General features: G+C 72.9%; 18 protein-coding genes and 1 pseudogene. 11 read left to right on the forward strand and 8 right to left on the reverse strand.

Features of this window, described 5'->3' with window-relative positions; translation table 11 throughout:
* Positions 1–34: 34 nt before the first annotated feature.
* Positions 35–1,000 carry a pirin family protein gene (locus ASC56_RS11135; protein WP_055491156.1) on the reverse strand — a complete coding sequence of 322 codons (966 nt, stop codon included), beginning with the start codon at positions 998–1,000 and terminating at the stop codon, positions 35–37.
* Between the two features lie 171 nt (positions 1,001–1,171).
* Between ASC56_RS11135 and ASC56_RS11140 the strand changes: the two genes are divergently transcribed.
* From ASC56_RS11140 to ASC56_RS11155, 4 genes and pseudogenes are all read left to right on the forward strand, one after another.
* Entirely contained in the window at positions 1,172–1,732 is a 561-nt protein-coding gene (locus tag ASC56_RS11140) for a MarR family winged helix-turn-helix transcriptional regulator (protein WP_055491157.1), read from the forward strand.
* The gene (locus ASC56_RS11145) at positions 1,729–2,199 is read left to right on the forward strand and encodes a hypothetical protein (RefSeq protein WP_055491158.1); all 471 of its coding nucleotides are present in this window, start codon (positions 1,729–1,731) and stop codon (positions 2,197–2,199) included. The genes ASC56_RS11140 and ASC56_RS11145 overlap by 4 nt, the downstream gene beginning before the upstream one ends.
* Positions 2,200–2,298: 99 nt before the next feature.
* Positions 2,299–2,646 (forward strand): M48 family metallopeptidase, encoded by a 348-nt coding sequence (locus tag ASC56_RS11150; protein ID WP_055491159.1) that lies wholly within the window; start codon positions 2,299–2,301, stop codon positions 2,644–2,646.
* A gap of 177 nt (positions 2,647–2,823) precedes the next feature.
* Positions 2,824–2,970: pseudogene (locus ASC56_RS11155) on the forward strand (peptide deformylase); the annotation flags it as partial.
* 64 nt (positions 2,971–3,034) lie between these two features.
* Here the strand turns inward: ASC56_RS11155 and ASC56_RS11160 are convergent.
* Both ASC56_RS11160 and ASC56_RS11165 read right to left on the reverse strand, forming a co-directional pair.
* Positions 3,035–3,970, reverse strand: a complete 936-nt coding sequence (locus ASC56_RS11160) for a LysR family transcriptional regulator (RefSeq protein ID WP_055491161.1) — start codon at positions 3,968–3,970, stop codon at positions 3,035–3,037.
* A 152-nt stretch (positions 3,971–4,122) separates the two neighbouring features.
* A complete protein-coding gene (locus ASC56_RS11165) occupies positions 4,123–5,553 on the reverse strand; it encodes an NAD(P)/FAD-dependent oxidoreductase (RefSeq protein WP_055491487.1) in 1,431 nt (476 codons plus the stop codon).
* A gap of 121 nt (positions 5,554–5,674) precedes the next feature.
* On the opposite strand from ASC56_RS11165, the gene trxA reads away from it, so the two are divergent.
* Entirely contained in the window at positions 5,675–6,061 is a 387-nt protein-coding gene (gene trxA, locus ASC56_RS11170; protein ID WP_055491162.1) for a thioredoxin, read from the forward strand.
* Between the two features lie 189 nt (positions 6,062–6,250).
* On the opposite strand, the gene ASC56_RS11175 is transcribed toward trxA, so the two are convergent.
* A complete protein-coding gene (locus ASC56_RS11175) occupies positions 6,251–7,285 on the reverse strand; it encodes a LacI family DNA-binding transcriptional regulator (protein ID WP_055491488.1) in 1,035 nt (344 codons plus the stop codon).
* A gap of 157 nt (positions 7,286–7,442) precedes the next feature.
* Between ASC56_RS11175 and ASC56_RS11180 the strand changes: the two genes are divergently transcribed.
* The 5 genes from ASC56_RS11180 (at position 7,443) to fxsT (ending at position 16,944) form a co-directional block, all read left to right on the forward strand.
* Positions 7,443–8,876, forward strand: coding sequence for an amidase (locus ASC56_RS11180; protein WP_055491163.1), 1,434 nt, complete (start codon positions 7,443–7,445; stop codon positions 8,874–8,876).
* Positions 8,877–9,075: 199 nt separating this feature from the next.
* The gene (locus ASC56_RS11185) at positions 9,076–9,972 is read left to right on the forward strand and encodes a trypsin-like peptidase domain-containing protein (protein ID WP_267887622.1); all 897 of its coding nucleotides are present in this window, start codon (positions 9,076–9,078) and stop codon (positions 9,970–9,972) included.
* Positions 9,969–11,471, forward strand: coding sequence for a hypothetical protein (locus ASC56_RS11190; protein ID WP_055491165.1), 1,503 nt, complete (start codon positions 9,969–9,971; stop codon positions 11,469–11,471). The genes ASC56_RS11185 and ASC56_RS11190 overlap by 4 nt, the downstream gene beginning before the upstream one ends.
* A complete protein-coding gene (locus tag ASC56_RS11195; protein WP_055491166.1) occupies positions 11,468–12,544 on the forward strand; it encodes a MoxR family ATPase in 1,077 nt (358 codons plus the stop codon). The genes ASC56_RS11190 and ASC56_RS11195 overlap by 4 nt, the downstream gene beginning before the upstream one ends.
* Positions 12,511–16,944 (forward strand): FxSxx-COOH system tetratricopeptide repeat protein, encoded by a 4,434-nt coding sequence (gene fxsT, locus ASC56_RS11200; protein ID WP_055491167.1) that lies wholly within the window; start codon positions 12,511–12,513, stop codon positions 16,942–16,944. Before ASC56_RS11195 ends, fxsT begins: the two co-directional genes overlap by 34 nt.
* A gap of 195 nt (positions 16,945–17,139) precedes the next feature.
* Here fxsT and ASC56_RS11205 read toward each other — a convergent pair whose 3' ends face one another.
* Genes ASC56_RS11205 through fxsA form a run of 3 tightly spaced genes read right to left on the reverse strand, consistent with a single transcriptional unit; the run spans position 17,140 to position 19,792 of the window.
* Positions 17,140–18,357 carry an HEXXH motif-containing putative peptide modification protein gene (locus ASC56_RS11205; RefSeq protein WP_159039633.1) on the reverse strand — a complete coding sequence of 406 codons (1,218 nt, stop codon included), beginning with the start codon at positions 18,355–18,357 and terminating at the stop codon, positions 17,140–17,142.
* Positions 18,354–19,583, reverse strand: a complete 1,230-nt coding sequence (locus tag ASC56_RS11210) for an FxsB family cyclophane-forming radical SAM/SPASM peptide maturase (RefSeq protein WP_055491169.1) — start codon at positions 19,581–19,583, stop codon at positions 18,354–18,356. Before ASC56_RS11210 ends, ASC56_RS11205 begins: the two co-directional genes overlap by 4 nt.
* Positions 19,580–19,792: an FxSxx-COOH cyclophane-containing RiPP peptide gene (gene fxsA / locus ASC56_RS11215; protein WP_079102441.1), complete on the reverse strand. Its 213-nt coding sequence runs from the start codon at positions 19,790–19,792 to the stop codon at positions 19,580–19,582. Before fxsA ends, ASC56_RS11210 begins: the two co-directional genes overlap by 4 nt.
* Positions 19,793–20,080: 288 nt before the next feature.
* Here fxsA and ASC56_RS11220 point away from each other — a divergent pair, with 288 nt between their 5' ends.
* The gene (locus tag ASC56_RS11220) at positions 20,081–21,592 is read left to right on the forward strand and encodes a chloride channel protein (RefSeq protein ID WP_055491171.1); all 1,512 of its coding nucleotides are present in this window, start codon (positions 20,081–20,083) and stop codon (positions 21,590–21,592) included.
* Here ASC56_RS11220 and ASC56_RS11225 read toward each other — a convergent pair.
* Complete coding sequence (locus ASC56_RS11225) at positions 21,564–21,995, reverse strand: CU044_2847 family protein (RefSeq protein ID WP_063784959.1); 432 nt, start codon at positions 21,993–21,995, stop codon at positions 21,564–21,566. The genes ASC56_RS11220 and ASC56_RS11225 overlap by 29 nt on opposite strands.
* Between the last annotated feature and the right edge of the window lie 131 nt (positions 21,996–22,126).

Below are 22,126 nucleotides of genomic sequence, written 5' to 3' on the forward strand. Positions count from 1 at the left end.
CGCCGGCCCTCACCATGGCTGCGTGCCGCCGAGGTCAGCGCACTCTTCCGCGCGGTTTCAGAGGCACAGGCGGCAGTTCCGGCGCCCGCAGCGGATCGCCTTCGTATCCCTTCACCTCGCCGAAGCGAGAGCCCGTCATCCAGTCCGACCGAGCCTGCGCGATGTCCTCCTGCGACCGGCCGATGAAGTTCCACCACATGATCAGTTCCTCCTCGAACGGCTCGCCGCCCAGGAGCATCAGCCCCGCGTCCGACTCGGCGCGCAGCGGGAGTTCGGTGCGGCCGCAGCCCAGGTAGAGCATCGAGCCCGGCAGCACCGGTACGCCGTCGACGTGGGCCTCGCCGGACATCGACAGGACCGCGTACTCGAAGTCCGCCTCCAGCGGCAGGCGTACGTCCGCGCCGCGCGCCAGTGCCAGGTCCGCGCCCACGATCGGCGTGTACGTCGTACCGGGTGATGTGGCGCCGTCGACCTCGCCCAGGACCAGCGTGGCCCTGAGACCCGGCGAGGTCACCACGGGCGGTTCGGGGTGGTACTCGAAGCGCGGTTCCGTGTGCCGGTGGTTGTCCGGCAGGGCCACCCACAGCTGCGCGCCGTGCAGAAGACGGGCATGCGACTTCGGGCTCTCCTCGGAGTGGCTGATCGCCCGGCCCGAGGTCATCAGCCCCAACTGGCGCGGACGGATGGTCTGGAGGCTGCCGGTCGAGTCGCGGTGCAGCACCTCGCCCTCGTGCAGCCAGCTCACGGTCTGCAGCCCCATGTGCGGGTGCGGCGGGACCTGCATGCCCGGTTCGTCGGGGATGTCGTCCGGGCCGTAGTGATCGACGAAGCACCACGCGCCCACCATGCGGCGACCCAGGTTGGGCAGCAGCCGGCGAACCTCCGTCGACTCGCCGAGCGAGACCCGGCGCGGGCTGAGGAGCTCGCGCACCGGCTCCGCCACCACGAACCCACGGCCACCGCACACGGCGGGCGCCGCCTCGCGATCAAGATTGCTCATGCCGCACAACCTAGCCCCGCCGGGGTGCCCGCGTCAGGTCATCCCTTCCCCATCGGGGCGCCGTCGGCCCGGAACCGCCAGGCCGCGGCGCGGCCCGTGAGCACGCCCTCGACCGGAACCGGCCGCTGGAAACAGTAGCCATGGCTATAGTAGCCATGTACAGTATCTGCCATGAATACGGCACCCGAGGGCGCGACGCCCGGTTTCCTCGTCTGGCGACTGTCGATGAAGTGGCGCGTCGCCGTCGACCGGGCGGTCGCGCCACTGGGCCTGACCCACGCTCAGTACTCCCTGGTCGCAACGCTGTTCGGCATGGATCGCGTCGGCCGACGCCCCAGCCAGCGACAGCTCGCCGACCACACCGGACTTGAGGCCCTCTACGTCTCGAAACTCGCCCGCACCCTGGAGGCGGCCGGTCTCGTGGACCGAAGCCGCGACCCGGCGGACCCCCGGGCCGTACAGCTCTCGCTCACGGCACAGGGGCAGGACGTCGCACGGCAGGCGATCGAGGTCGTCCAGCGGCTGCAGGAGCAGTTGCTGCAACCACTGGGCGGCCGCGACAGCGCCCGCACGAAGGGCTTCATGCGCGAGCTCCGGACCCTGCTCGACGCACCACTCGACCCGTCCGCGGCCGGCAGCCGCCCCGGCGGCACGCACGGCACGGACGGCACGGACGGCAACCGCACCGAAGACATCGGACGCGAAGACATCGAAACCTGGGGGCAGTCATGACCACACCCGACCCCGTCGTCAACGGTCAGCTCATCGGCCTCACCCACTACGCCAGCCGTGCCCTGCTGGAGCGCGTGCTCGCGCGCACCGGCACCAGCTTCACCCAGTCGGCCACGCTGCGGACGCTCGCGGACAACGGCGGGGACGTCGAGCGCGCCTCGCTCGTGGGGCTGGTGAGGGACGCGCTCAAGAACGTCGACGAGAAGGCGGTCCACGCCGCCATCGAGGAACTCCTCGACGGCAGAGTGCTGGACGTCTCCTCGGAGGGCCGGGTGTCGTTCACGGACAGCGGGCGAGAGCTGTTGGACGGCATCCAGGCCGGGGGCAAGGAGGTGGCCTCCCGGCTCTACGCGGGCATCCCGCGGGAGGACCTGGAGACCGCCGGGCGTGTGCTGACGCTGGTCCTCGCCCGCGCGAACGCCGAGCTGGCGGCCGCACAGCCCACGCGCCCCACGGGGCACGGGTAGTGGAATGCGCAGGTAGTGGAATGCGCAGGTAGTGGAATGCGCAGGTAGTGGAATATCGAACCAACCCCGACCGTTGTGCCCGCCGTGAGGAGGCATGGAGTGGAGACGACGTACTACAGCCACGGCACGCCCGCGGAGCGGTGGGAGCGGGCGCGGATGTTCTTCGACGCGCGGGACTACTACGCCGCGGCACGGGTCCTGGAGGGGCTGGTGGACGAGGTGCCGGAGCAGACCGGACCGCGGCTGCTGCTGGCGCGCGCCTACTATCACTCGGCCCAACTTCGGCGTGCCGAGGCAGAGTTGCACACCATCGTGGAACGCGACCCGGTGGAGTGCTACGCCCGGCTGCTGCTGGGGCGCACGCTTCAGCGTCAGGGACGCCACACCGAGGCGGAGCCTCATCTGCGGATCGCCGCGGCGCTCTCCGGTGACTTCGCGGAGGTGTGAGCCGCCAACAGGCCGATGGACCGACGGCCCGTGCCCGGGCAACCGGGTACGGGCCGGTGCCTACGGAGGACGCGTCGGCGGGCGGGAGGCCACGACTCCGTGCGACAGCCGATGACCTGTGCCACAGGAACACCCGGCCGTCCCGTCCGCCGCGCGACCCGCCGGTCAGCCGGCGCGATGGCATCCGAAGTCGACCACCCGAACCCGAACGCCCGCCCGATCGCCGAGCGGGTCGAGGAACTGCTCGCCGCCGGTGGCCCGTTGCCGATCGTCGCCGCGGGCGATCCGGTGCTGCGCCGTGGCACCGAGCCCTTCGAGGGCCGGCCGGAGGGCGCCTGGGTGCTGCTCAAGGCTTGATTCCCGTCAACTCTCCTGAACGCGGCTGCGTTCAGCGCGGAATCACCCAGCCCGGCGCCCAGGTCCCGGCGGCGTCGTGGCCGGCCGCTGTGGCGGCGAGGTGGGCGCGGAGGGTGGCCAGCGCTGGGTGGGGGTTGTCGCGGTGCCAGAGGAGCGAGTGCGGGTAGACGGGCGTCGGGTCGGTCACCGGGATGCGGCGCAGGCCGTGGTTGGCGGGCCAGACGAGGCGGGTCTGCTCGCCCATGAAGGTGGCCAGGGCCGGGGTGTCGGCGACGGTGTCGAGGAGCGCGTCGGAGCCGAAGTTGGGGCCGGTCGCCTCGATGGTGAGTCCGAACTCGGCGACGAGGTCGTCGTAGTAGGCGGCCCACTCGGTACCGGGGACGATGCCGGGCATCCAGATCCGGTGCCCGGCGAGCTGGGCGACGGTCACCGACCGGGCTCCCGCCAGCGCGTGGGCGGGACCGGTGAGGAGCTGGAGCGGCTCGTCGAGCACCCGGACGGACTCGATGTCCTCGGGAAGGGGCCGGCCGGGCGCGGCGACGGCGCGGAAGGACGCGTCGATCGCACCGGACCGGATGGCGGTGACGGCCGTCTCGATGTCGAGCAGCATCACCACGTCGAGGTCGATCTCGGGGTGCGCGTGGTGGAAGCCGCGCATCAGGCCTGACGGCGCGACGCGCGAGGCGATCACGTCGACGCGTAGCGGACGACGGCCGGGGCGCACCGACGCGACCGCGCGCTCGGCGACGCGCAGCAGCTCGCGCGCGTGGGGCAGGAACGCCTGCCCGTCGATGGTGAGCTCGGCGCCGCGCGCGGTGCGGGTGAACAGCCGCACGCCGAGGTTGCGCTCCAGCGCGGCGATGCGTTTGGAGACGGCCTGCTGGGTGACCGCCAGTTCGGCGGCGGCCTCCTGGAACTGCCCCGCGTCGGCGGCGGCGACGAAGGTCCGGACGGTGTCGAGGTCCATGCCATACCCTACGGCCACAACCGTTGGTTGTGGCCGACGGCTGGCCGAGTGCGGCGAAGGCGCCCGGAGCGTACGCTCCGCCGCGGGCGGCGGAGCCGACGTGCTGACGTTCGTGAAGTGGTTCTCCCACTCGGGTGACACCCCCGTCGGTGTCAGCCCCGGTATGCCTCCAGCAACCGCAGCCAGACCTCGCTGATCGTCGGATACGACGGCACCGCGTGCCACAGGCGGTCGATCGGGACCTCGCCGGCGACGGCGATGGTCGCGGAGTGCAGCATCTCCCCGACGCCGGGGCCGACGAAGGTGACGCCCAGCAGGGTCTCGCTGTCCAGGTCGACGATCATGCGGGCGCGCCCCCGGTAGCCGTCCGCGTACAGACCCGCCCCCGCGACCGACGACATGTCGACGTCCACGGCGCGCACCTGGTGACCGGCCTGCTCCGCCTCCGCGAGAGACAGGCCCACGGCGGCCGCCTCCGGATCGGTGAAGACCACCTGTGGCACCGCCGCGTGGTCGGCGGTGGCGGAGTGGGCGCCCCACGGGTCCGTCTCCAGCAGCGGGACCCCCGCGGCGCGGGCCGTGATGGCCGCGCCCGCGATGCGCGCCTGGTACTTGCCCTGATGTGTGAGGAGTGCGCGGTGATTGACGTCGCCCACCCCGTACAGCCACTCACTGCCCTTGACCCGCAGGGTGTCGTCGACCGACAGCCAGGAGCCGGGTTCCAGGCCGATGGTGTCCAGGCCGATGTCGTCCGTGCGGGGCGCCCGGCCGGTGGCGAAGAGGATCTCGTCCGCCTCCAGGCGGTCACCGCCGTCCGTGACGACCACGACCGTGCCGCCCTCACGCCGCACCGACTCCACCGAGGTACCGGTGCGTACGTCGACGCCCGCCTCGGTGAGCGCGTCGGCGACCAGTTCCCCGGCGAACGGCTCCATACGCGGCAGCAGGCCCTTTCCGCGGACCAGGAGGGTGACCTGGGAGCCGAGGGCCTGCCAGGCCGTGGCCATCTCGGTCGCCACCACGCCTCCGCCCACGATGATCAGGCGGCCGGGGGCGGACTTCGCGCTCGTCGCCTCACGGCTGGTCCACGGGTTCACCTCGGCGATCCCCGGCAGATCGGGCAGCAGAGCCCTGCTGCCGGTGCACACGGCCACCGCGTGCCGGGCGGTGAGGACATGGTGCTCTCCGTCGGGGCTGCTCACCGTGACCGTACGGGGCCCGGCCAGTCGTCCGTGCCCCCGGTACAGGTCCGCCCCGATGGCGTCCAGCCAGCCGACCTGCCCGTCGTCCTTCCAGTTGGAGGCCTCGTAGTCCCGGTGCGCGAGGACCGCCGGCACGTCGAGGTGGCCCTGCACCAGGTGGCCGAGGCCCGGGACGCGACGGGCGTCCGCGCGGGCGATCACCGGGCGCAGCAGCGCCTTGCTGGGCATGCACGCCCAGTACGAGCACTCGCCGCCGACCAGTTCGCTCTCCACGACCGCGGTGGACAGACCGGCCGCACGGGTGCGGTCGGCGACGTTCTCCCCCACTGGCCCGGCACCGAGCACCACGACGTCATAGGCGATGGATTCCGTTTCCGTCATGGGCCCAGTCTGGTTGTTGGTGTGCGCGGTGGCCACACGGGTACGTGCGCGGAATACATGACCATGCAACGCCGTTGTCGACAGCGGTCCAGCCCCGACACCAGGAAGAGGGAGACACGCCATGAGCAGCACCGTGGAGCTCACCAAGGAGAACTTCGACCAGACGGTCACGGACAACGAATTCGTCCTGATCGACTTCTGGGCGTCCTGGTGCGGGCCGTGCCGTCAGTTCGCCCCGGTCTACGAGAAGGCCGCCGAGGCGAACCCTGACCTGGTGTTCGGCAAGGTGGACACGGAGGCTCAGCCCGAGCTGGCGGCGGCCTTCGGCATCCAGTCGATCCCGACGCTGATGATCGTCCGGGACCAGGTCGCCGTGTTCGCGCAGCCGGGCGCGCTGCCGCAGGACGCCCTCGACGACGTCATCGGGCAGGCCCGCAAGCTGGACATGGACGAGGTCCGCAAGGCGGTCGCCGAGCAGCAGGCGAAGACCGAGCAGAACGGCCAGTGACCACCCGAAGGCGTTGATCCGGAACAGTACGTCGCCACGCCCCGCGTACCGTCGTCCAGCGCGGATCGGTGAAGGCGTTCGGGTTCGCCTCACCGCCGAAGCGGGCGCCGGTGCCGGAGGCGGCGATCCCTCCGAAGGGGCGTCGGCCCCGTCGGCCTGATCGGCCGGGTGCGCGGCGCGCGATACGCATCAGCTCGATTCGCGGTGCACGATCCGTGCCCCGAGCACCTCGTGCACCTCGGGCACGCCTCCGGGATCGCGCACCACTCTGTCGACGAGCTCGGCGAGATCCTGTCCGGACGGCAGTTCGATGTGGACGGTGCTCAGTCGCGGCCGCAGCAACCGGCCGAGCATCAGGTCGTCGGCGCCGACGACGGCCGTCTCCTCGGGAACCCCCACGCCCTCGTCCTGCAGGGCGCGCATGAGGAGCATCGCGTACTCGTCGTTGTAGGCGAAGACGGCGTCCAGGGCCAGGGAACGCCAGCGCGCGGCGAGCCGCGCGGCGGCCTCCTCCTCGTAGGCCAGCGGCAGCTCGGTGACGGTCGCGTCGGTGTCCTCCACGGCGCGCCGTACGCCTTCCAGCCGGGGAGCGGCGAAGAACTCCAGACCGGGCTTCTGCGGGATGACGACACCGACCCTGCGGCGGCCCTGGGCCAGCAGGTGCACCCCGGCGCTGTGCCCGACCCCGTGATGGTCCAGGAGCAGCGCGTGCGCCCCCTCGACGCGCTCCGGGCCGAGGGTGACGACGGCGCGGGCGCCGGAGCGCTTGAGGATGTGCACGCCCTCAGGGCCGAGACCGCCGCCGGGTACCAGAACCGCGACCGGCCTCAGTTCGGCCCAGGCGCGGGCGGCCTCGTCGCCGTGCAGACCGACACCGCCGTACTGCACGACGGTGTAGTCCAGACGACTGAGGGCCCACTGCAGTTCGTTGAGGAACTGGCTGTACAGCGGCCCCACCGGAACGTTCGGTGCGGGCATCAGCACCATACGGCTGTGTCCGGCGCGCAGGCTGCGGGCGGCGGCGTGCGGAACGTACCCCAGCTCCTTGGCGGCCTCCTGGACACGACGGCGCGTGGGTTCGCTGATGCGCACGGCACTGGTGTTGTTGAGGACGTACGAGACGGTCGCGCGCGAGACACCGGCCAGACGTGCCACATCGGCACTCGTCGGCACGGCGGATGGTGCGGGCGACGAAGGGACGGGCTGTTTCGGTATCTGCACCATGACGTACCGCATCTTCGCAGAGCGGCCACAGGGGCCGCCTCCGGGGTGCGCACGGAGCCCGAACGGCCGCTTCCACAAGGGAAGTTGCGCATTCCCTCGCGGACGGCGCGGCCACAGGTTACCGTTCGGTAGACAACGGAGTTGCGGAGGTGTCCCCATGGCTTCCGAACGGAATCCGGGTCTGGCCGAGTGCGCCCGTGCGCTGGCCGTCGGTGAGGTGACCTCACGCCAGGTCGTGGAGCGTGCGCTGGCGGCGATCGAGGCGGCACAGCCCTCGGTGAACGCGTTCCGCCTGGTGCGCGCCGAGGCCGCGCTCGCCGAGGCGGAGGCGGCCGACCGGGAGCTGGCGGCCGGGGTGCGGCGGCCGCTTCTCGGGGTGCCGGTGGCCGTCAAGGACGACATGGACGTGGCCGGCGAGCCGACCGCGTTCGGCTGCTCCGGCTCCTTCCCGCCGGTGGCCGAGGACGGCGAGGCGGTACGGCGGCTGCGCGCGGCCGGCGCCGTGGTCGTCGGCAAGACCAATACCTGTGAGCTGGGTCAGTGGCCGTTCACCGAAGGCCCCGCCTTCGGCGCCACCCGCAACCCCTGGGACCTCGAACACACCCCGGGCGGCTCCTCCGGCGGGTCCGCGGCGGCGGTCGCCGCGGGCCTGGTGCCGGCCGCACTGGGCTCGGACGGCGCCGGGTCGGTACGTATCCCGGCCGCGTGGACGCATCTCGTGGGCATCAAGCCGCAGCGCGGCCGGATCTCGACGTGGCCGCGCCCCGAGTCCTTCCAGGGCATCACGGTCAACGGCACGCTCGCCCGTACGGTCGCGGACGCGGCCCTGCTGCTGGACGCGGCGAGCGGCAACCACGGCGACGACCTGCACCGCCCGCCCGCGGTGGACGTCTTGGCCGCGGTGGGGCGCGACCCGGGGCGGCTGCGGATCGCGCTCTCGCTGAAGCCGCCGTTCACGGCATTGCCCGCCCGGCTCGATCCCCGCATCCGGGCCCGCGTCCACGCGCTCGCCGAGCGGCTGGCCGCTCTCGGGCACGTGGTCGAGGAGGCGGAGCCGCGCTACGGGCAGATCGGGCTCACCTTCCTGCCACGCGCGACCGCCGGAGTCGCCGAGCGGGTGCGCGACCTGCCCTGCCAGGACCTGCTCGACCGGCGCACGCGGGACGCGGCGCGCCTGGGCCGACTGCTCGGCGGGGCGCCGCTGCGCGCGGCACGGCGGGCGGAGGCGCTGCTGCACCGGCGGGTGGGGGCCCTCTTCTCCTCGTACGACGTCATTCTCGCGCCGACGACGGCCGCTCCCCCGCCGCGCATCGGAACGCTTCTGAACATGAGCGGCTGGAACACCGACCGCGCGATGATCGCCGCCTGTCCGTACGCCTGGCCGTGGAACGTGCTCGGCTGGCCGGGCGTCAACGTCCCGGCGGGCTTCGTCGACGAGGGCACCTCCCGGCTGCCGGTGGGTGCGCAGTTGCTGGGCCCGGCGAACAGCGAGCCGCTTCTGGTGTCGCTGGCGGCCCAGTTGGAGGCGGATCTGAGGTGGCACGAGCTGTGGCCGCCGCAGCGGAGTGAGGCGCCGACCGAGGCGGTCTGAACGCCGGTTCCCTCGGACCGCACGGGCGCCGTGCCGCACCACCCCGCGCACTCCTGTTGACGGGGATTCAGCCGCACCGCTGTTACCGGCAGCCGATGTCTGTCAACATCGTGCAAAGGCGGAGCGAACGGGGCGCGGGGTGTCGCAGTCGATCGAGGACTCATGGCGGATTCGGATTCTCGGGGCGGACAACACACCGGTGGGATCGGGTGTTCTCGTGGCTGGGGGCAGGGTGCTGACGTGCGCTCATGTCGTGCAGAGCGCCCTGGGGATGGATGATCGGGACAGTCCGCAGGACCGGCCCGTCGCCGTCGACCATCCGGGCTCGCTGACCGGTGACATGTCGTACGCCTCGGTTCTGCCGCAGGGCTGGGCACCACCCGACCAGGAGCGAGCGGATGTCGCGGTGCTCCAGTTGCACGACGCCGCGCCGCCCGACTGCACGCCCGCGCGGCTGCGGCCGTGCGGCCCCGTACACGGCCGCACCGTACGCGTCTTCGGTCAGGCCTCGGCCGCCCCTCCGGGCATCTGGGTCGCCGCGCGGCTGCTGGGCGCGGGAGGGCTGAGCCCGGACTGGATCCAGTTGGAGAGCGTGCACCCGGCGGATGCGCGGGTGCAGGGCGGATACAGCGGGGCGGGGACCGTCGACGAGAACGGGGACGTCGTCGGCATCGTCGTGGCGGCACGCCGCTCGACCGACTCCCGCATCGCCTGGATGATCCCGGTCGAGGCCGTGGTGCGCTACTGCCCGCTCCTGGGCGACGCCGTGTACGGCGAGTCACCACCCGCCCCCGCCTGGCCGCGCGGCGCCGAGCGCGAACTGGCCGCCGCTCTGGTGCGGGTCCCGAGCATGCGCGACCCGCAACGCCGCGACAGTGTGCTGCGCGACGCGGGCGACGAGATCTTCGATCTCGCCGAGCGCTCGCCCGTCCTGCTGGAGGACGTGCGAGGGGTCGTCGAGCTGTGTCTGCAGTACGCGGACGGCATCGACCGGCTCGCCGCCGCACTTCGCTGGTACGAGCGGGGTTCGTTGCCCATGCGGGAGTTCGAGCGCGTGGTCGTCCGTCTGCGCGACGCGCCGGGGGCTGCGCCGTGAGAGGCGCCGACACGCCGCGCACCGACCTGTTCTGGGAACTGGCGGGACTGATCGCGCGCATTCCGGGGCTCAGCCAGCAACTCCCGCTGCGGCGCGCCGCGGAGTCCTTCACCGAGCACTTCGGGCCGCTGGACGTCGAGCGGTCGGGAATCCTCAGGGAAGACCTCTACGCGACGCTGCGGCAGTGCGACGACTATCCGGGCGGGCTGCGGTTCTACCTCGACACGCTCGGCAGTGGCCGCACCGGGATCCTGGCGTGGGCGGCCGTGGAACAGATGTATCTGCGACTGTACCCGGAGACTCTGCTCACGCCGGACCAGCGCGACGAGTTGCTCGCCCTGCTCACATCCCGGGCCTCCGCCACCCCTCTGGGGCCCATCGCGTTGCGCTTCCTGCCCTTCCTGCCGCCGCCCCCGTCCGACGATCCCACGGGGAAGGACGCGGTGGCGCAACTGCTCGACGCGTTCGAGGACGCGCTCCTGATGCCGGACGAGGCGCATCCCCTGCTCTCCTTCGTCGAAGCCGTCGCCGTGCGTCAGCCGCCTTTGCTGGAAGCCGAGTTACGGACGTGGAGCGACCGAGTGGCGCCTCGCCTGGGCTGTCCTCGGGAACTGCTCCGGCGGGTGCGCGCCCGCGAGGCCGCGCGGTCGGGCCGCCCCTTCGAACCGTCGCGTCTGCTCGTGGAGATCGTCGCGCACCCGGCGAACCCCGACGAGTACCAGATACGGGGCTGGCTGCTCGCCCCCGGCGAAGGCCCGCACTCCCTGCTCGCCGATCGCCGGGTGCCCTCGCGGCCCGCCCTTGAGGAGACGGTCGCCGTGCTGCACCAGACCGTGCTGGACCGGCTCGGTGAGCTCAGCGCCGGCCTGCGGGTGGAGTTCCTGCTGCCCCGGGCGCTGCTGTGGCTGGACGTCGACCAGTTCATGGTCAGGCCGGCCGGTTCGGTGGCCCGCCCGATCGGTGCCGATCACACCGTCCTGGTGCGCAGTCGGGACCGGTTCCACAAACGGTACTGGTGGCCCGCTCTGCACCGCCGCCTCGCGTGGCTCGAGTCGAATCCGGGCGGGGTCTTCGAGGCACCGGCCGTGCGCTACGTCGCACCGGGCCTCCATCCGCCCCCGGACGACCTCCTCAGCCAACTCCGCGACGGCGACACACCCTTCTGCTTCGTCCTGCTCGACCCGCCGCCCTACGACGGCGACTTGGCCGCTGATCCGGTATATGTCCTACTGGAGGTGGGCATCCCGGCCATCGTCGCGCTACGCCGGCGGGGTCATCACGCCGATGCCCGGCCGCAGTTGTGGAATCTCCTGGCGGGCAGGTTGGACGCACTGCCCGAACGGGTACGACATCTGCGGGGCGTCGGCTCCTGCAGCGGCGGTCCAGCGGTGACGCTGGACCTGCATCGCCACGTCACCCTAGTGTGGGACAGCCAAGACGGACTGGAGGGGGCGGAGGCCGCGCTGGGGCATCCGCCGACCGGGGGTGGCCATCCATGAACGGGGACCGGAGCGACCTGCATCAGGCGCGGCACCCCCGTCCTCCCTCCTGGTGGGTGTTCCGGGACAACGGCACCCATCACGCGCCCTCCGATCCCCTGCCCCCGCTGCCCGCCCCGCCCCCGTGGCGGCGCTTCCGGCCGGACACGGACAGCCCCCCGCTCGACATCCCCGAACCGGCCGACTCCTCGGACGTCGAACGCAAGCTGGGCTCATGCCGGGCCGGCACCCTGGACCACGGCGTCGTCGACGTCATCAACGCCGCGATCCAGCTGCGCCGCCCGATGCTGGTCACCGGTCAGCCCGGTACCGGCAAGTCCAGTCTCGCCTATCAGATCGCCGCCGAACTGGGCCTCGGCCGCGTGCTGTGGTGGCCGGTGGTCAGCCGTACCGCGCTGCGCGACGGGCTGTACGACTACGACGCCATCGGACGGGTGCAGGACGCCCCCGTGGGCACGGGACCCGGCACACAGCGCGGGCCGCTGCCCGACGTCGGCCGCTATCTCACGCTCGGCCCGCTCGGCACGGCACTGCTGCCGTGGAAGCGACCCCGCGTGCTGCTGATCGACGAACTGGACAAGAGCGACGTCGACCTGCCCAACGACCTGCTGCACATCTTCGAGGAGGGCGAGTTCCGCATCAGGGAGCTGGAGCGGCTGGGCCAGTCCCGACGGGAGGCGAGCGTCGGAACCGCCGACCACGGGTCGCCGGTCGTGGTGCGTGATGGCAGGGTGCGGTGCTCCGAGTTCCCGGTGGTGGTCATCACCAGCAACGGGGAGCGCGCGTTCTCACCCGCCTTCCGCCGTAGGTGTCTCGAAGTCGAACTGGCCGCTCCGGACGAGGAACGCCTGGCCGCGATGATCGAGTCGCACTTCGGCCCGCAGCCGGACGCACGGACCAGGGAGCTGATCCGCTCCTTCCTGGAACTGCGCGGCGACGGCTCACTCGCCGCCGACCAGCTCCTCAACACCGTGCACATGCTCACGAACGGCGCCGCCGACGCCGACGAGGCGTCCTGGGCGCGGTTACGGGCCGCGCTGTGGCGCAGCCTGGCGACGGACACCTCGCCATGACCGGCCACCTGGAGCGGGTGCCGACCGCGCGCGAGTGGGCCGAGGCGATATGGCTGACGGAGCGCATCGGGGCGGGCGACGACGCGTTACGGGACGGCGCTCCACGGTCGGGCAGGCGGGAGAGGGCAGGGGCAGGGGAACCGGCAGGGCGACCGTCCGGAACCCCGCCGGCCCTCGACGGCGCATCGCCGCCCGGGGCCGGTTCCGGGGTCCCGGTCACCCCTCCGCCAGGCCCCCGTGCGACGTCTCCCCAGGCCGACCGGCTCCCCTGGGACGGCGGGGAGTCCGCGACGTCCCGGAGCGAGGAGCCGGACGCGACCGCCCTCGGAACGGCACCCGGCCGCCTCTCCCGTGAGGCTGCGCACACCGAGGGCTTCCCGGCCGGTTCCTCACCCCTCTTCGACACCGACACACGCCCCGGCGTCCTGCGCGACCCCCTCCGGTTCGCCCGGGCCCTGCGTCCGTTCAACCGCCGGGTCCGCTCCCGTCACCGGCACGCCCTGGACGACGAGGCGACAGCCGTCAGGTCGGCGGAGCTCGGACGGTGGAGCCCCGTGCTGGTGGACGTGCCGGACCGCTGGTTCGAGGTCGCGCTCGTCGTCGAGCAGAGTGTGTCGATGGCGGTGTGGCAGCGCATGGCGGCGGAGTTCGCCGAACTCCTGCGCCGACAGGGCGCGTTCACCGATGTGCGGGTGTGGCGGCTGGACACCCGCGGCGGAAAGGCCGCCCAGCTGCACTCGGAGCGGGGTGGCCCGGCGCGCGCCCCGGGCGAGCTGTTCCATCCGCAGGGGCGACGGCTGATCCTGCTGATGAGCGACTGCGTGGGCGACGCCTGGGCGGCCGGCACGGTGCCCCGGCTGCTCCACCGCTGGGCGCATCACGCGCCCGTCGCGGTGCTCCAGCCGCTGCCCAGCCGCCTGTGGGACCTGTGCGAGGCGGTGCCCCGGGATGTGCGGGTGCGCGCCGCCATGCCCGGGCTGCCGAACGCGCTCCTCCTCCTGCGCCACAACAAGCGGTGGGTGCGCCCCGCCGCGCTACCGGTCCCCGTGCTCGAACTGGAGCCCGGCTGGTTCGAGGGCTGGGCACGCATGGTCACGCGCGAGGCCGGGGCACACAGTGATGTGGCGGCCCTCCTGGTGAACGAACAGGGCCTGGCACAGCAGAGTCTGCCACCGCTCGCCCCCGACCACCGCTCCCGCCCGGTCACCGCCGAGCAGGCGGTGCGCAACTTCCTGCGTCATGCCTCGCCCCAGGCACGGCGGCTCGCGGCGCGCCTGGCGATGGTCCCCCTGCGGCCGGAGGTGGTCGGCGCCGTGCAGCGCCTGCTGGGACGGGCGGCGGGGCCTCTGGCGTTCGCGGAGATCCTGCTCGGCGGCCTGCTGTCGGCGCGCACCGACACGGACGACGACGGCCCACGCTACGAGTTCCTGGACGGCGTACGCGACCGGCTCCTGCGTGGCCTCGGACGCACCGAGACACTGCGTACGCTCCAGGAGGTGTCGGGGGTCGCCGGACGGGTGATGGGTGCACGCGCCGGTCTGCTCGGCACCCTGTTGACCACACCCATGGAGCTGGACGACGTCGCTCTCGACGCGGTGGACCACGAGTTGCTGTCGGCGGCGGCGCCGGCGCTGACCGCGCTCGGACCGGCCTATGGAGGTGCGCTGGCCCGCGCACGGGAGCGCACACCTTTGGGCACGGCGGGTCGTGGGGAGAACAGCGGGGGCCGGTCCGGCACGTCCCTCGTGGACGAAGCACCCGCCCCCACACCTCAGCCCAGGGACCCGGCTCAGCTCACGGAGGTCGTGTCGATGGATACCGCCCCTTCCCCTGCGACGCCTCCGATCCCGAACCCCGAGCGCCCCGGCGCGCCCGGTGGGAGCCCCGCGGCACGATCGTCCCTGCCCGCACGTCTGCCGCGGGCCATGCCGCTTCCCCAGGCCTCCTACTTCACGGGCCGTGAGGCGGAACTCGACAGCCTGCGGAGCCTGCTGAACTCGGGAGACCGGGCGGCCGTACTGCCGTACGCCCTCTACGGCATGGGCGGCGTCGGCAAGACCCGGCTGGCCGTGGAGTACGTGCACCGCCATCACACCGAGTACGAGCGGATCTGGTGGGTCGACGCCGAGCAGCCCGCGGTGATCCGGCAGCAACTCGCCTCCCTGGTACCGGACTTCGGCTCATCCGCCGAGGGGTCGGGGGACCCGGTGGACCGGGTGCTCGCGGCGATGTCGACCGGAACCCCGTTCACCCGCTGGCTCCTGGTGATGGACAACGCGGGGGCACCCGAGGACGTCGTGCCCTACATCCCCTCCCTGCTCGGGGTGCCGGGCGGGGCAGGCCATGTGCTGGTCACATCGCGGCACTCGGGATGGGCCGAACGCGTCAACGCCCTGCGCGTGGGCGTGTTCACCAGGCAGGAGAGCATCGGATTCCTGCGCCATCGCACTCCATGGGCCACCCGCGAGGAGGCGGAGCGGCTCGCCGAGTCGCTGGGCGACCTGCCGCTGGCGCTGGAGCACTCGGTCGCCGCGCAGGCACAGTCCGGCATCCGCACCGGGGCCTATCTGGACCTCCTCGAACACCGCCGCCGGGAAGTGCTCGCCGAACCCACCGCGTCCGGCGTCCAGCCCGTCGCGGCGACATGGCGTACCTCGGTGGACCTGCTGCGCGCCCACAACCCACAGGCTCTCGAACTCCTGCGTCTGCTTGCCTTCTTCGGACCCGAGCCCGTCGCCCAGTCCTTCCTGCGCGACGCCCGGCAGCTCTCCCTGCCGGACGACCTCGCCCCCGTCGCCCGCGACGAGCTGGCTCGCGGCCGGGCCATCCGGGCCATCAACCAGTTCTCGCTGCTGAACGTCAACGCCGCGACCGGCACACTCCAGGTGCACCGTCTGCTGGCCGGCGTCCTGCAGGACGAGCTGCCCGCGCAGGAGCGCACCAGGCTGCGCCACCTGGTCCACCAGATCATCGCCGCGCACGACCCCGAGGACTCCCAGCGCCCGGAGAACTGGCGCAACTTCGCCGACATCCTGCCCCACCTGGAGCCCTCCGGTCTGCTGCACTGCGGGGACGAAGAGGTTCGCGAGACGGCGCTGCACATCCTCGGCTATGTGATCGCCCGCGGTGACTTCCCCGGCGCGGCCCAGCTGTCCCGGAAGGTCGCCGACGAGTGGACCACGAGGCTGGGGCCGGACCATCTCCAGACTCTCTGGGCACGCCGTCAGCAGGCCAGCGCGCACTGGCAGCTGGCCGAGTTCGAGGAGTCCCGCCGGATCAACGAGGACGTGCTGCGCCGGCTGCGCTCCACCGTGGGCGAGGACCACGAACACGCCCTCACGGTGGCCGGTGCCACCGCGGCCGACCTGCGCGCGGCCGGTCGCTTCACCGACGCGCTGGCCGTCGACCGCGACGCGTACGACCGCAGTGTGCGCCTGTACGGCGCCCGCTCCCAGATGGTCCTCACCGTCGGTCACAACTATGGCGTGAGCCTGCGCGTCAACGGCCTGTACGAGGAGGCGCTCGCCCTCGACGAGAGCATCCACGAGGCCCGCCTGGAGATCCTCGGCCCCACGGCCCGCTCCACGCTCTTCTCCATCAACAACGTGGCCCGTGACCTGCGTGAGTGCGGCCGGTACGAGGACGCGCTGATCCTGCAGACCAGCACGCTGGTCCGCTATCGCGAGCAGTACGGCGACCGGCATCCGCACACCTTGCGCGCCATCAAGAACATGTCGGTCACCTGCCGCAAGGCGGGTGACTTCGAGCAGGGTCTCGCGCTGGCACGGGAGGCGCTGGAGCAGTACCGCGGGCAGTTCGGCCCGGAGCACATCGACACCATGGCCGCGCTCACGAACCTCGCCAACGATCTGCGGCTGACCGGCGATCCGGAGGCGGCACGCGAGCACAGTGCCGACGCGCTCAACCGCTACCGCGCGGTTCTCGGCCCGCGGCACCCGCTCTCGTGCGTCGCCGGCATCAACCACGCGGCCGCCCTGCGCGCCTCGCAGCAGCATGCCGAGGCCCACCGCATCGACCAGGAGACGGTGGCCGCGCTCACCGCCGCGCTCCCGGACGACCACCCCTGGCTGCTCCTCGCCCGGGTCAACCTGGCCACCGACCTGGCGCTGGAGGGCGACCCGGAGTCGGCCCGTGCGCTGGGCGAGGAGTGTGCCCGCAAGCTGGAGGCCCGCTACGGCGACCGCCACCCCGCGACTCTGGCGTCCCTCACCAACGTGGCCCTGGACATGACGGCAACGGGCGACGGCGAGGCCGGCGAGGAGCTGCTGGCCTCGGTGCAGCGGCGCTATCTGGCGACTCTGGGGGCGGACCATCCGGAGAGCCGGAGCGCCGCCGCGGGGATGCGCGCGGAGTGCGACATCGAGCCGCCGCCGGTCTAGTGCTGCGCCCGGAAAGGTTCACCGGCTCGCGACGCCCGGCACGGCACCTCGCCGCGTTGTCGCATCGCCCGAGTACATCCAGTACGCGGGCGACGCTCCGCCTTGCGATGCACCGCACCGGACGCCGCGAGTTTCCCGGCAAACCTTTCCGGCCACAGCACTAGACACCGCTCGTGAGCCGTACACCCAGGGGTCCTAGGCCGGCCGCCGCTCCCAGTCCTCGAGGACCTCCCGCATGGCGGTCAGGAGCAGGTGTCCGTCCGCGGTGAGCCAGCCGCCGCGCACCAGTTCGTCGCCGGCCCGGCGGGCGGTGTGCCGCCACCGCTCGTACGCCGCCGGTGCGAGGGGGTTCCCGAACGCCGCCTCCGTGCGCCAGAACCCGGCCGTGACGAGGAACGCGGCGGCGCCCTGGAGCAGCGCCGAGGGAGGACGGAGCCGGCCGCTCCAGGGGGCGTGTCCGCGTGCGCCCGGACGGGCGTCGAGCAGCCGGGTGAGGTCCTGCAGTGCGTAGAGCAGTGAGTGCTGCGTCTCGTGGACCAGTACGGCGGCGAGTTCGGCCGGGTCGTCGAGGGGCGCGAGGGCCACGAGCCCGATCGCGTCGCTGAAGGAGGCGCTGAGCCGAAGGCCGCGCGAGCCGAGGCCGGAGGGCACCGGATCGAGGGGGACGACGGCGCGGACCGTGCCGCGCACGGTGTCGGCCCGCTCGGGGTGACGGTCGGCGAGTCGCTCCCAGGCCGCGCCGAGCCGGTCCCGCCAGCGGGCGAGCTCCGCCGGCCCCAGGAGCCGGGGGCCCCCGGGCCCCGGGACACCGTTGGAGTCGAGGCGCAGCGCCAGCGGCGCGCCATGCGCCGTGAGCCGGAGACGATGCACGGGCTCCCAGCCGGGTACGGCGTCGCCGGGGGTGTCCGGGACCGGGACAACGGTGCGCGAGCCCTGGCGGGTCACTCTCGTGCCGTCCGGGCCCCGTTCCACGCACGCCGTGGAGGCGCCCGGGTCCAGGGTGACACGGCCGAGCCCGGGCAGAACGAGGGTGCCGCCCGGCACCGGGACGTCCAGGCGGAAGGGGATGTCGGCCCGGTGCCCGGCGACCGCCGCCAGCACGGTCACCACATGGTGGCGGCGTCCCCGTACGGCCTCGGCCAGCACGGTCCCCGTGGTGGGGTCCGTGATCAGCGCGTCGAAGACGGCGGGCGAGTGGTGGCGCACGGTGGCGAGCAGGGCGATGGCGGCGTCCCAGCCGGCCCCGTCGTGGCGGCCGTGGTGGAGGGCGCGCAGCAGCAGGAGGTTGCGGCCCGCGCGGGCGGCGCGCAGCAGGCGCACCGTGCCGGGGTCCGGCGCGCCGCGGGCGATCTGCTGCCAGAGGCCGCGGGGCAGGGTCAGCGCGGACAAGGCGAGCGGGGGTTCCTGTGTCAACGGCCTGCCCCGTCGGCGCGGTCGAGGTCGGCGCGGAGCACGCCCGCCACGTGGCGGATCAACGCGATCAGGTCCGGGCAGTACACGGAGGGGTTGAGGTAGCCGTTGCCGGCGCGGTAGCGGTGGGGGTAGTGGCCGCCGCCGCAGATGCCGCCCACGGGGCAGGCACGGCACTGTGCCGCCAGCCCTCTCGCCGCCAGTTGGCGGGCCACGACTCCCGGATGGTCCAGCAGCGCGTCGAACGCATGACGGTGGACGTCGAGACCGGTGCGATCGGCCCCTTCGTACGCCGACTTGAGCTGGTCGGAGAGCGTGAGTGCGCCGTCCGTGTCCACGACTGCGAGCTGGGACGGTGCCCCGCCGATGGTCTCGGTGCGGGTGACGCCGCCGAGCAGCAGGTCGAGGATCGATTCGAAGAACGCGATGCGCACCGGCGGCCCGGGGGCGTGATACCAGCGGTCGAAGACGGTGGCGAGCCACTGGCCGTATGGAGTGCGGGAGGGGTCGGCGGTGCGCCCCGGCGGCCTGTCCGTCCAGTTGCCGAGGGGCAGCAGGAGGCGGATCGCCGGTGGGTCGTACGACAGCAGGTGCTCGTAGGTGGCGAGCGGGTCGGCGGTGACGTCGACGGTGCACAGGATCCCGGCCCAGACGTCGCGGTGCTCCGGGGCGGCGAGACGGCGCAGGGCGGCGGAGACCCGGGCGTGGCTGCCGCGTCCGGCGTGGTCGCGGCGGGCGAGGTCGTGGACCTCGGGAGTGCCGTCGAGGCTGACCGCGATCCGTATGCCCTCCTGGTGGCACAGGCGCAGTACGTCGTCGTCGAGGAGGGTGCCGTTGGTCTGGACGACGACTTCGGCATCGGTTCCCGCGGGAAGGCGGTCGCGCAGGGCGCGGCTGAGGCCACGCAGCAGGGGCACTCCGGCGAGCAGGGGCTCACCGCCGTGGAGGATCGCCCGCAGGGAGGCCGGGCGGTGGCGCTCGGCGTGTTCGGCGATCCGCCGGCACACCTGCTCGGCCGTGGTCTGCGACATGCTGTGGGGCTGGGCCCGCCACAGCTGGTCGGCGGCCTCGTACACATAGCAGTACGTGCAGGCCAGATTGCAGCGACTGTGCACCTTGATCACGAACTCCCGGAAGGCGAGCGGGCGTTGCCCGGCCGCGCGGAGGGCCGCGACATCGAGGAGGTCGTCGGGCCACTGGCCGCGCGCTGCGCCGACCGGCGGGGTCACGGCGTGGAGGTGGCGAGCCGGCCGGGACCCTCGGAGGAGTCGCCCCCCGAGTCGTAGGCGGCCACCGGCACCTCCTCGCCGGCCAGGTGGCGCAGCACGCGGTGCAGCGCCGCGGACAGCGCCGAGTCGGTGCCTTCCAGGATCTCCTCCAGGGGAAGCCCGGTCAGATCCGGCATGTCCGCGCTGCGCTCCCCTCCCCCGATGGGCATCGCCCTCAACCCCCCTGCCGCTGCCGCCCGATAGCTGTCCACCGAACCGACTTTGAGGATAACCACAGGAACGTGGGCAGGTCAGCCCGCGATTCGGGCGCGGCCGGCAGGTTCCGCTGGGATGTGTGGGCAGCCGAGTGAGGCGACGTCACCGCCCGCCGGCCTCGCCGCATCTCCCCCACGGCGCGGCGCCGTTGACCTTGCCCCGGTCGACCGTCACGCTCTCAGAGGGGCAAGTCGTCGGCCGGCGGGAGTATGCGGGTGAATGCGGGGTCGCGTGGTACGGGGATGGGTTCGCGGCGCCGGTCGTTACGGTCCTGGGCCGCGCGGCTGCTGCCGGTGGACGGCGCGGACGACTCACTGGCCCGCTGGGTCGGACCGGCCGTCCTCATCGGCGTCGTGGCGGGGTTGGGGGCGGCGGCGCTCTTCGGGCTGCTGCACCTGTGTACCGGCTGGTTGCTGGAGTCGGTGGCCGGTTACCGGCCCTACCGGACCTCGGCGGAGGGCGGTTTCCGTACCGTGACGGGGTCCGACTGGCCGTGGCTGGTGCCTCTGGTGGCGGCCGGCGGTGCCTTGGTCGCAACGGTGTTCGCGCTGTGGCTGGCGCCGGAAGCGCGCGGTCACGGCACGGATGCCGCCATCGCGGCCGCGCACAACGACCCGGCGGGCATGCGAGGCCGGGTGACGGTGGTCAAGCTCGTGGCCTCGGCCCTCACCATCGGCTCGGGCGGCTCGGGCGGCACGGAGGGACCGGCCGCGCAGATCTCGGCGGCCTTCGGTTCCGTCATCGCCCGGCGCACCGGCATGTCGCGCGAACAGGCGCGTACGGCCCTGGTGATCGGGCTCGCGGCTGGTGTGGGCGCGATCTTCAACGCTCCGCTCGGCGGGGCGCTGCTCGGGGCGGAGCTGCTGTACCGCAGGGGAATGGACGCCCGCGTGCTGCCGAAGGCCCTGATCGCCTCGGTCGCGGGTTGGCTGGTGTTCGGCGCCTGCCACGGGTTCGCGCCGGTGCTGGGCTCGCCCCCGCATGCGGCGGTGGGCGGCGTGGGCGGGTTCGCCCTGGTTGCGCTGGTGGGACTCGCCGCGGGGGCCGCCGGACGGCTGTACACGGCGTGCTTCTACGCCGTGCACACGCGGGTGGAGGCCCGGGCGCGCAGGCTGGCCGCCCGGATCATGACGCCGACGGTCGCCGCACTGCTGGTGGGCGGGCTCGGGCTGCTGGTACCGGGGGTACTGGGCACCGGCTATGGCCTGATGGAGGCGTTCACGTCGCGGCAGATCCTGCTGGACCTGCCGCTGGTCGTGGTCCTGGCGATTCCGGTGGCGAAGATCGTGGGCACGGCACTGACGGTCGGCTCGGGCGGCTCGGGCGGCATCTTCGGGCCGTGCATGGTGGTGGGCGCCGGTGTGGGAGCGGCGCTGTGGCGCCTGGCCGAGCCGCTCGGGGTGGCTCCCCACAGCCCGATCGTGCCGGTGGCGGTGGGAATGGCGGCCTGTCTGGGCTCGGTGGCGCACGCGCCGCTCGGGGTCTTGGTGATGGTGGCGGAGATGCTGGGGGACGCGTCCCTCCTCGGCCCGGGCGCTCTGGCGGTGATGTGCGCGCGGGCGGTGACCGGCGGTGTGACGCTGTACCGAAGCCAGCTGGACCAGGTCGAGGACGAGTCCGACCGCAGGCCGGGGCCTCCGCACCAGGGCGGCGTGACGGCACAGAAGCACCGCGCGGTGCTGGCTCCCGTGCGCCGTGAGCCGTCCGGTCCCGACCCGGTGGCGATCACGTCGACGGATCCGGTGTGCGACTGAGCCCGGCCCGTTCCCCCTCTTTCTCGTCCTCCTCGTCGTGCTCGTCGTGCTCGTCGTGCTCGTCGTGCTCCCCCGCCAGGGACCCCCTCTCCCACACCACCTTCACCTTCAGGTGGCCCTCCATGCCCGTCCGCGCGATGACCGCGCCCGCCTCCACGCTGAACTTCACGCCGAACTCCAGCTCCACGGTCGACGGCGACCTCGGCATCGAGGTGATCCGGTCGAGGGTGCGGCCCGCCACGTCGCGGATCTGGTCGAGGCCCGTCTCGAACCCGTCCACCGCCGTCGGCGGGACCCCGCCGCGCCGCCGGACCCGCTCCACTCCGGAATCGTCGTCGTCCAGTTCCACGTACACCCCGGCGGAACCCCCGCCCAGTTCGAACCGCACCAGTTCGTCGGCCATGAACTCCCCCTCGTCCTACGGCGCTCGGCCCTGGCCTCACGGACCGTCAATGCGGGCACGTACCCTTCTGACGCCTCATCCGAACGACCGGATCGGCGCCGGACCGGTGACCGGGGTCCGCGCCGCTCGGA

The organism is Streptomyces sp. TP-A0356 (assembly GCF_001417775.1).
In the GTDB taxonomy this organism is placed as follows: domain Bacteria; phylum Actinomycetota; class Actinomycetes; order Streptomycetales; family Streptomycetaceae; genus Streptomyces.

Coding starts and splice junctions, on each gene's coding strand:
- ASC56_RS11180 (WP_055491163.1), top strand. CDS start 7,443: ATGGCTTCCGAACGGAATCCGGGTCTGGCCGAGTGCGCCCGTGCGCTG.
- ASC56_RS11220 (WP_055491171.1), top strand. CDS start 20,081: ATGGGTTCGCGGCGCCGGTCGTTACGGTCCTGGGCCGCGCGGCTGCTG.
- trxA (WP_055491162.1), top strand. CDS start 5,675: ATGAGCAGCACCGTGGAGCTCACCAAGGAGAACTTCGACCAGACGGTC.
- ASC56_RS11145 (WP_055491158.1), top strand. CDS start 1,729: ATGACCACACCCGACCCCGTCGTCAACGGTCAGCTCATCGGCCTCACC.
- ASC56_RS11135 (WP_055491156.1), bottom strand. CDS start 1,000: ATGAGCAATCTTGATCGCGAGGCGGCGCCCGCCGTGTGCGGTGGCCGT.
- ASC56_RS11175 (WP_055491488.1), bottom strand. CDS start 7,285: ATGGTGCAGATACCGAAACAGCCCGTCCCTTCGTCGCCCGCACCATCC.
- ASC56_RS11140 (WP_055491157.1), top strand. CDS start 1,172: ATGAATACGGCACCCGAGGGCGCGACGCCCGGTTTCCTCGTCTGGCGA.
- fxsA (WP_079102441.1), bottom strand. CDS start 19,792: ATGCCCATCGGGGGAGGGGAGCGCAGCGCGGACATGCCGGATCTGACC.
- ASC56_RS11160 (WP_055491161.1), bottom strand. CDS start 3,970: ATGGACCTCGACACCGTCCGGACCTTCGTCGCCGCCGCCGACGCGGGG.
- ASC56_RS11195 (WP_055491166.1), top strand. CDS start 11,468: ATGAACGGGGACCGGAGCGACCTGCATCAGGCGCGGCACCCCCGTCCT.
- ASC56_RS11165 (WP_055491487.1), bottom strand. CDS start 5,553: ATGACGGAAACGGAATCCATCGCCTATGACGTCGTGGTGCTCGGTGCC.
- ASC56_RS11225 (WP_063784959.1), bottom strand. CDS start 21,995: ATGGCCGACGAACTGGTGCGGTTCGAACTGGGCGGGGGTTCCGCCGGG.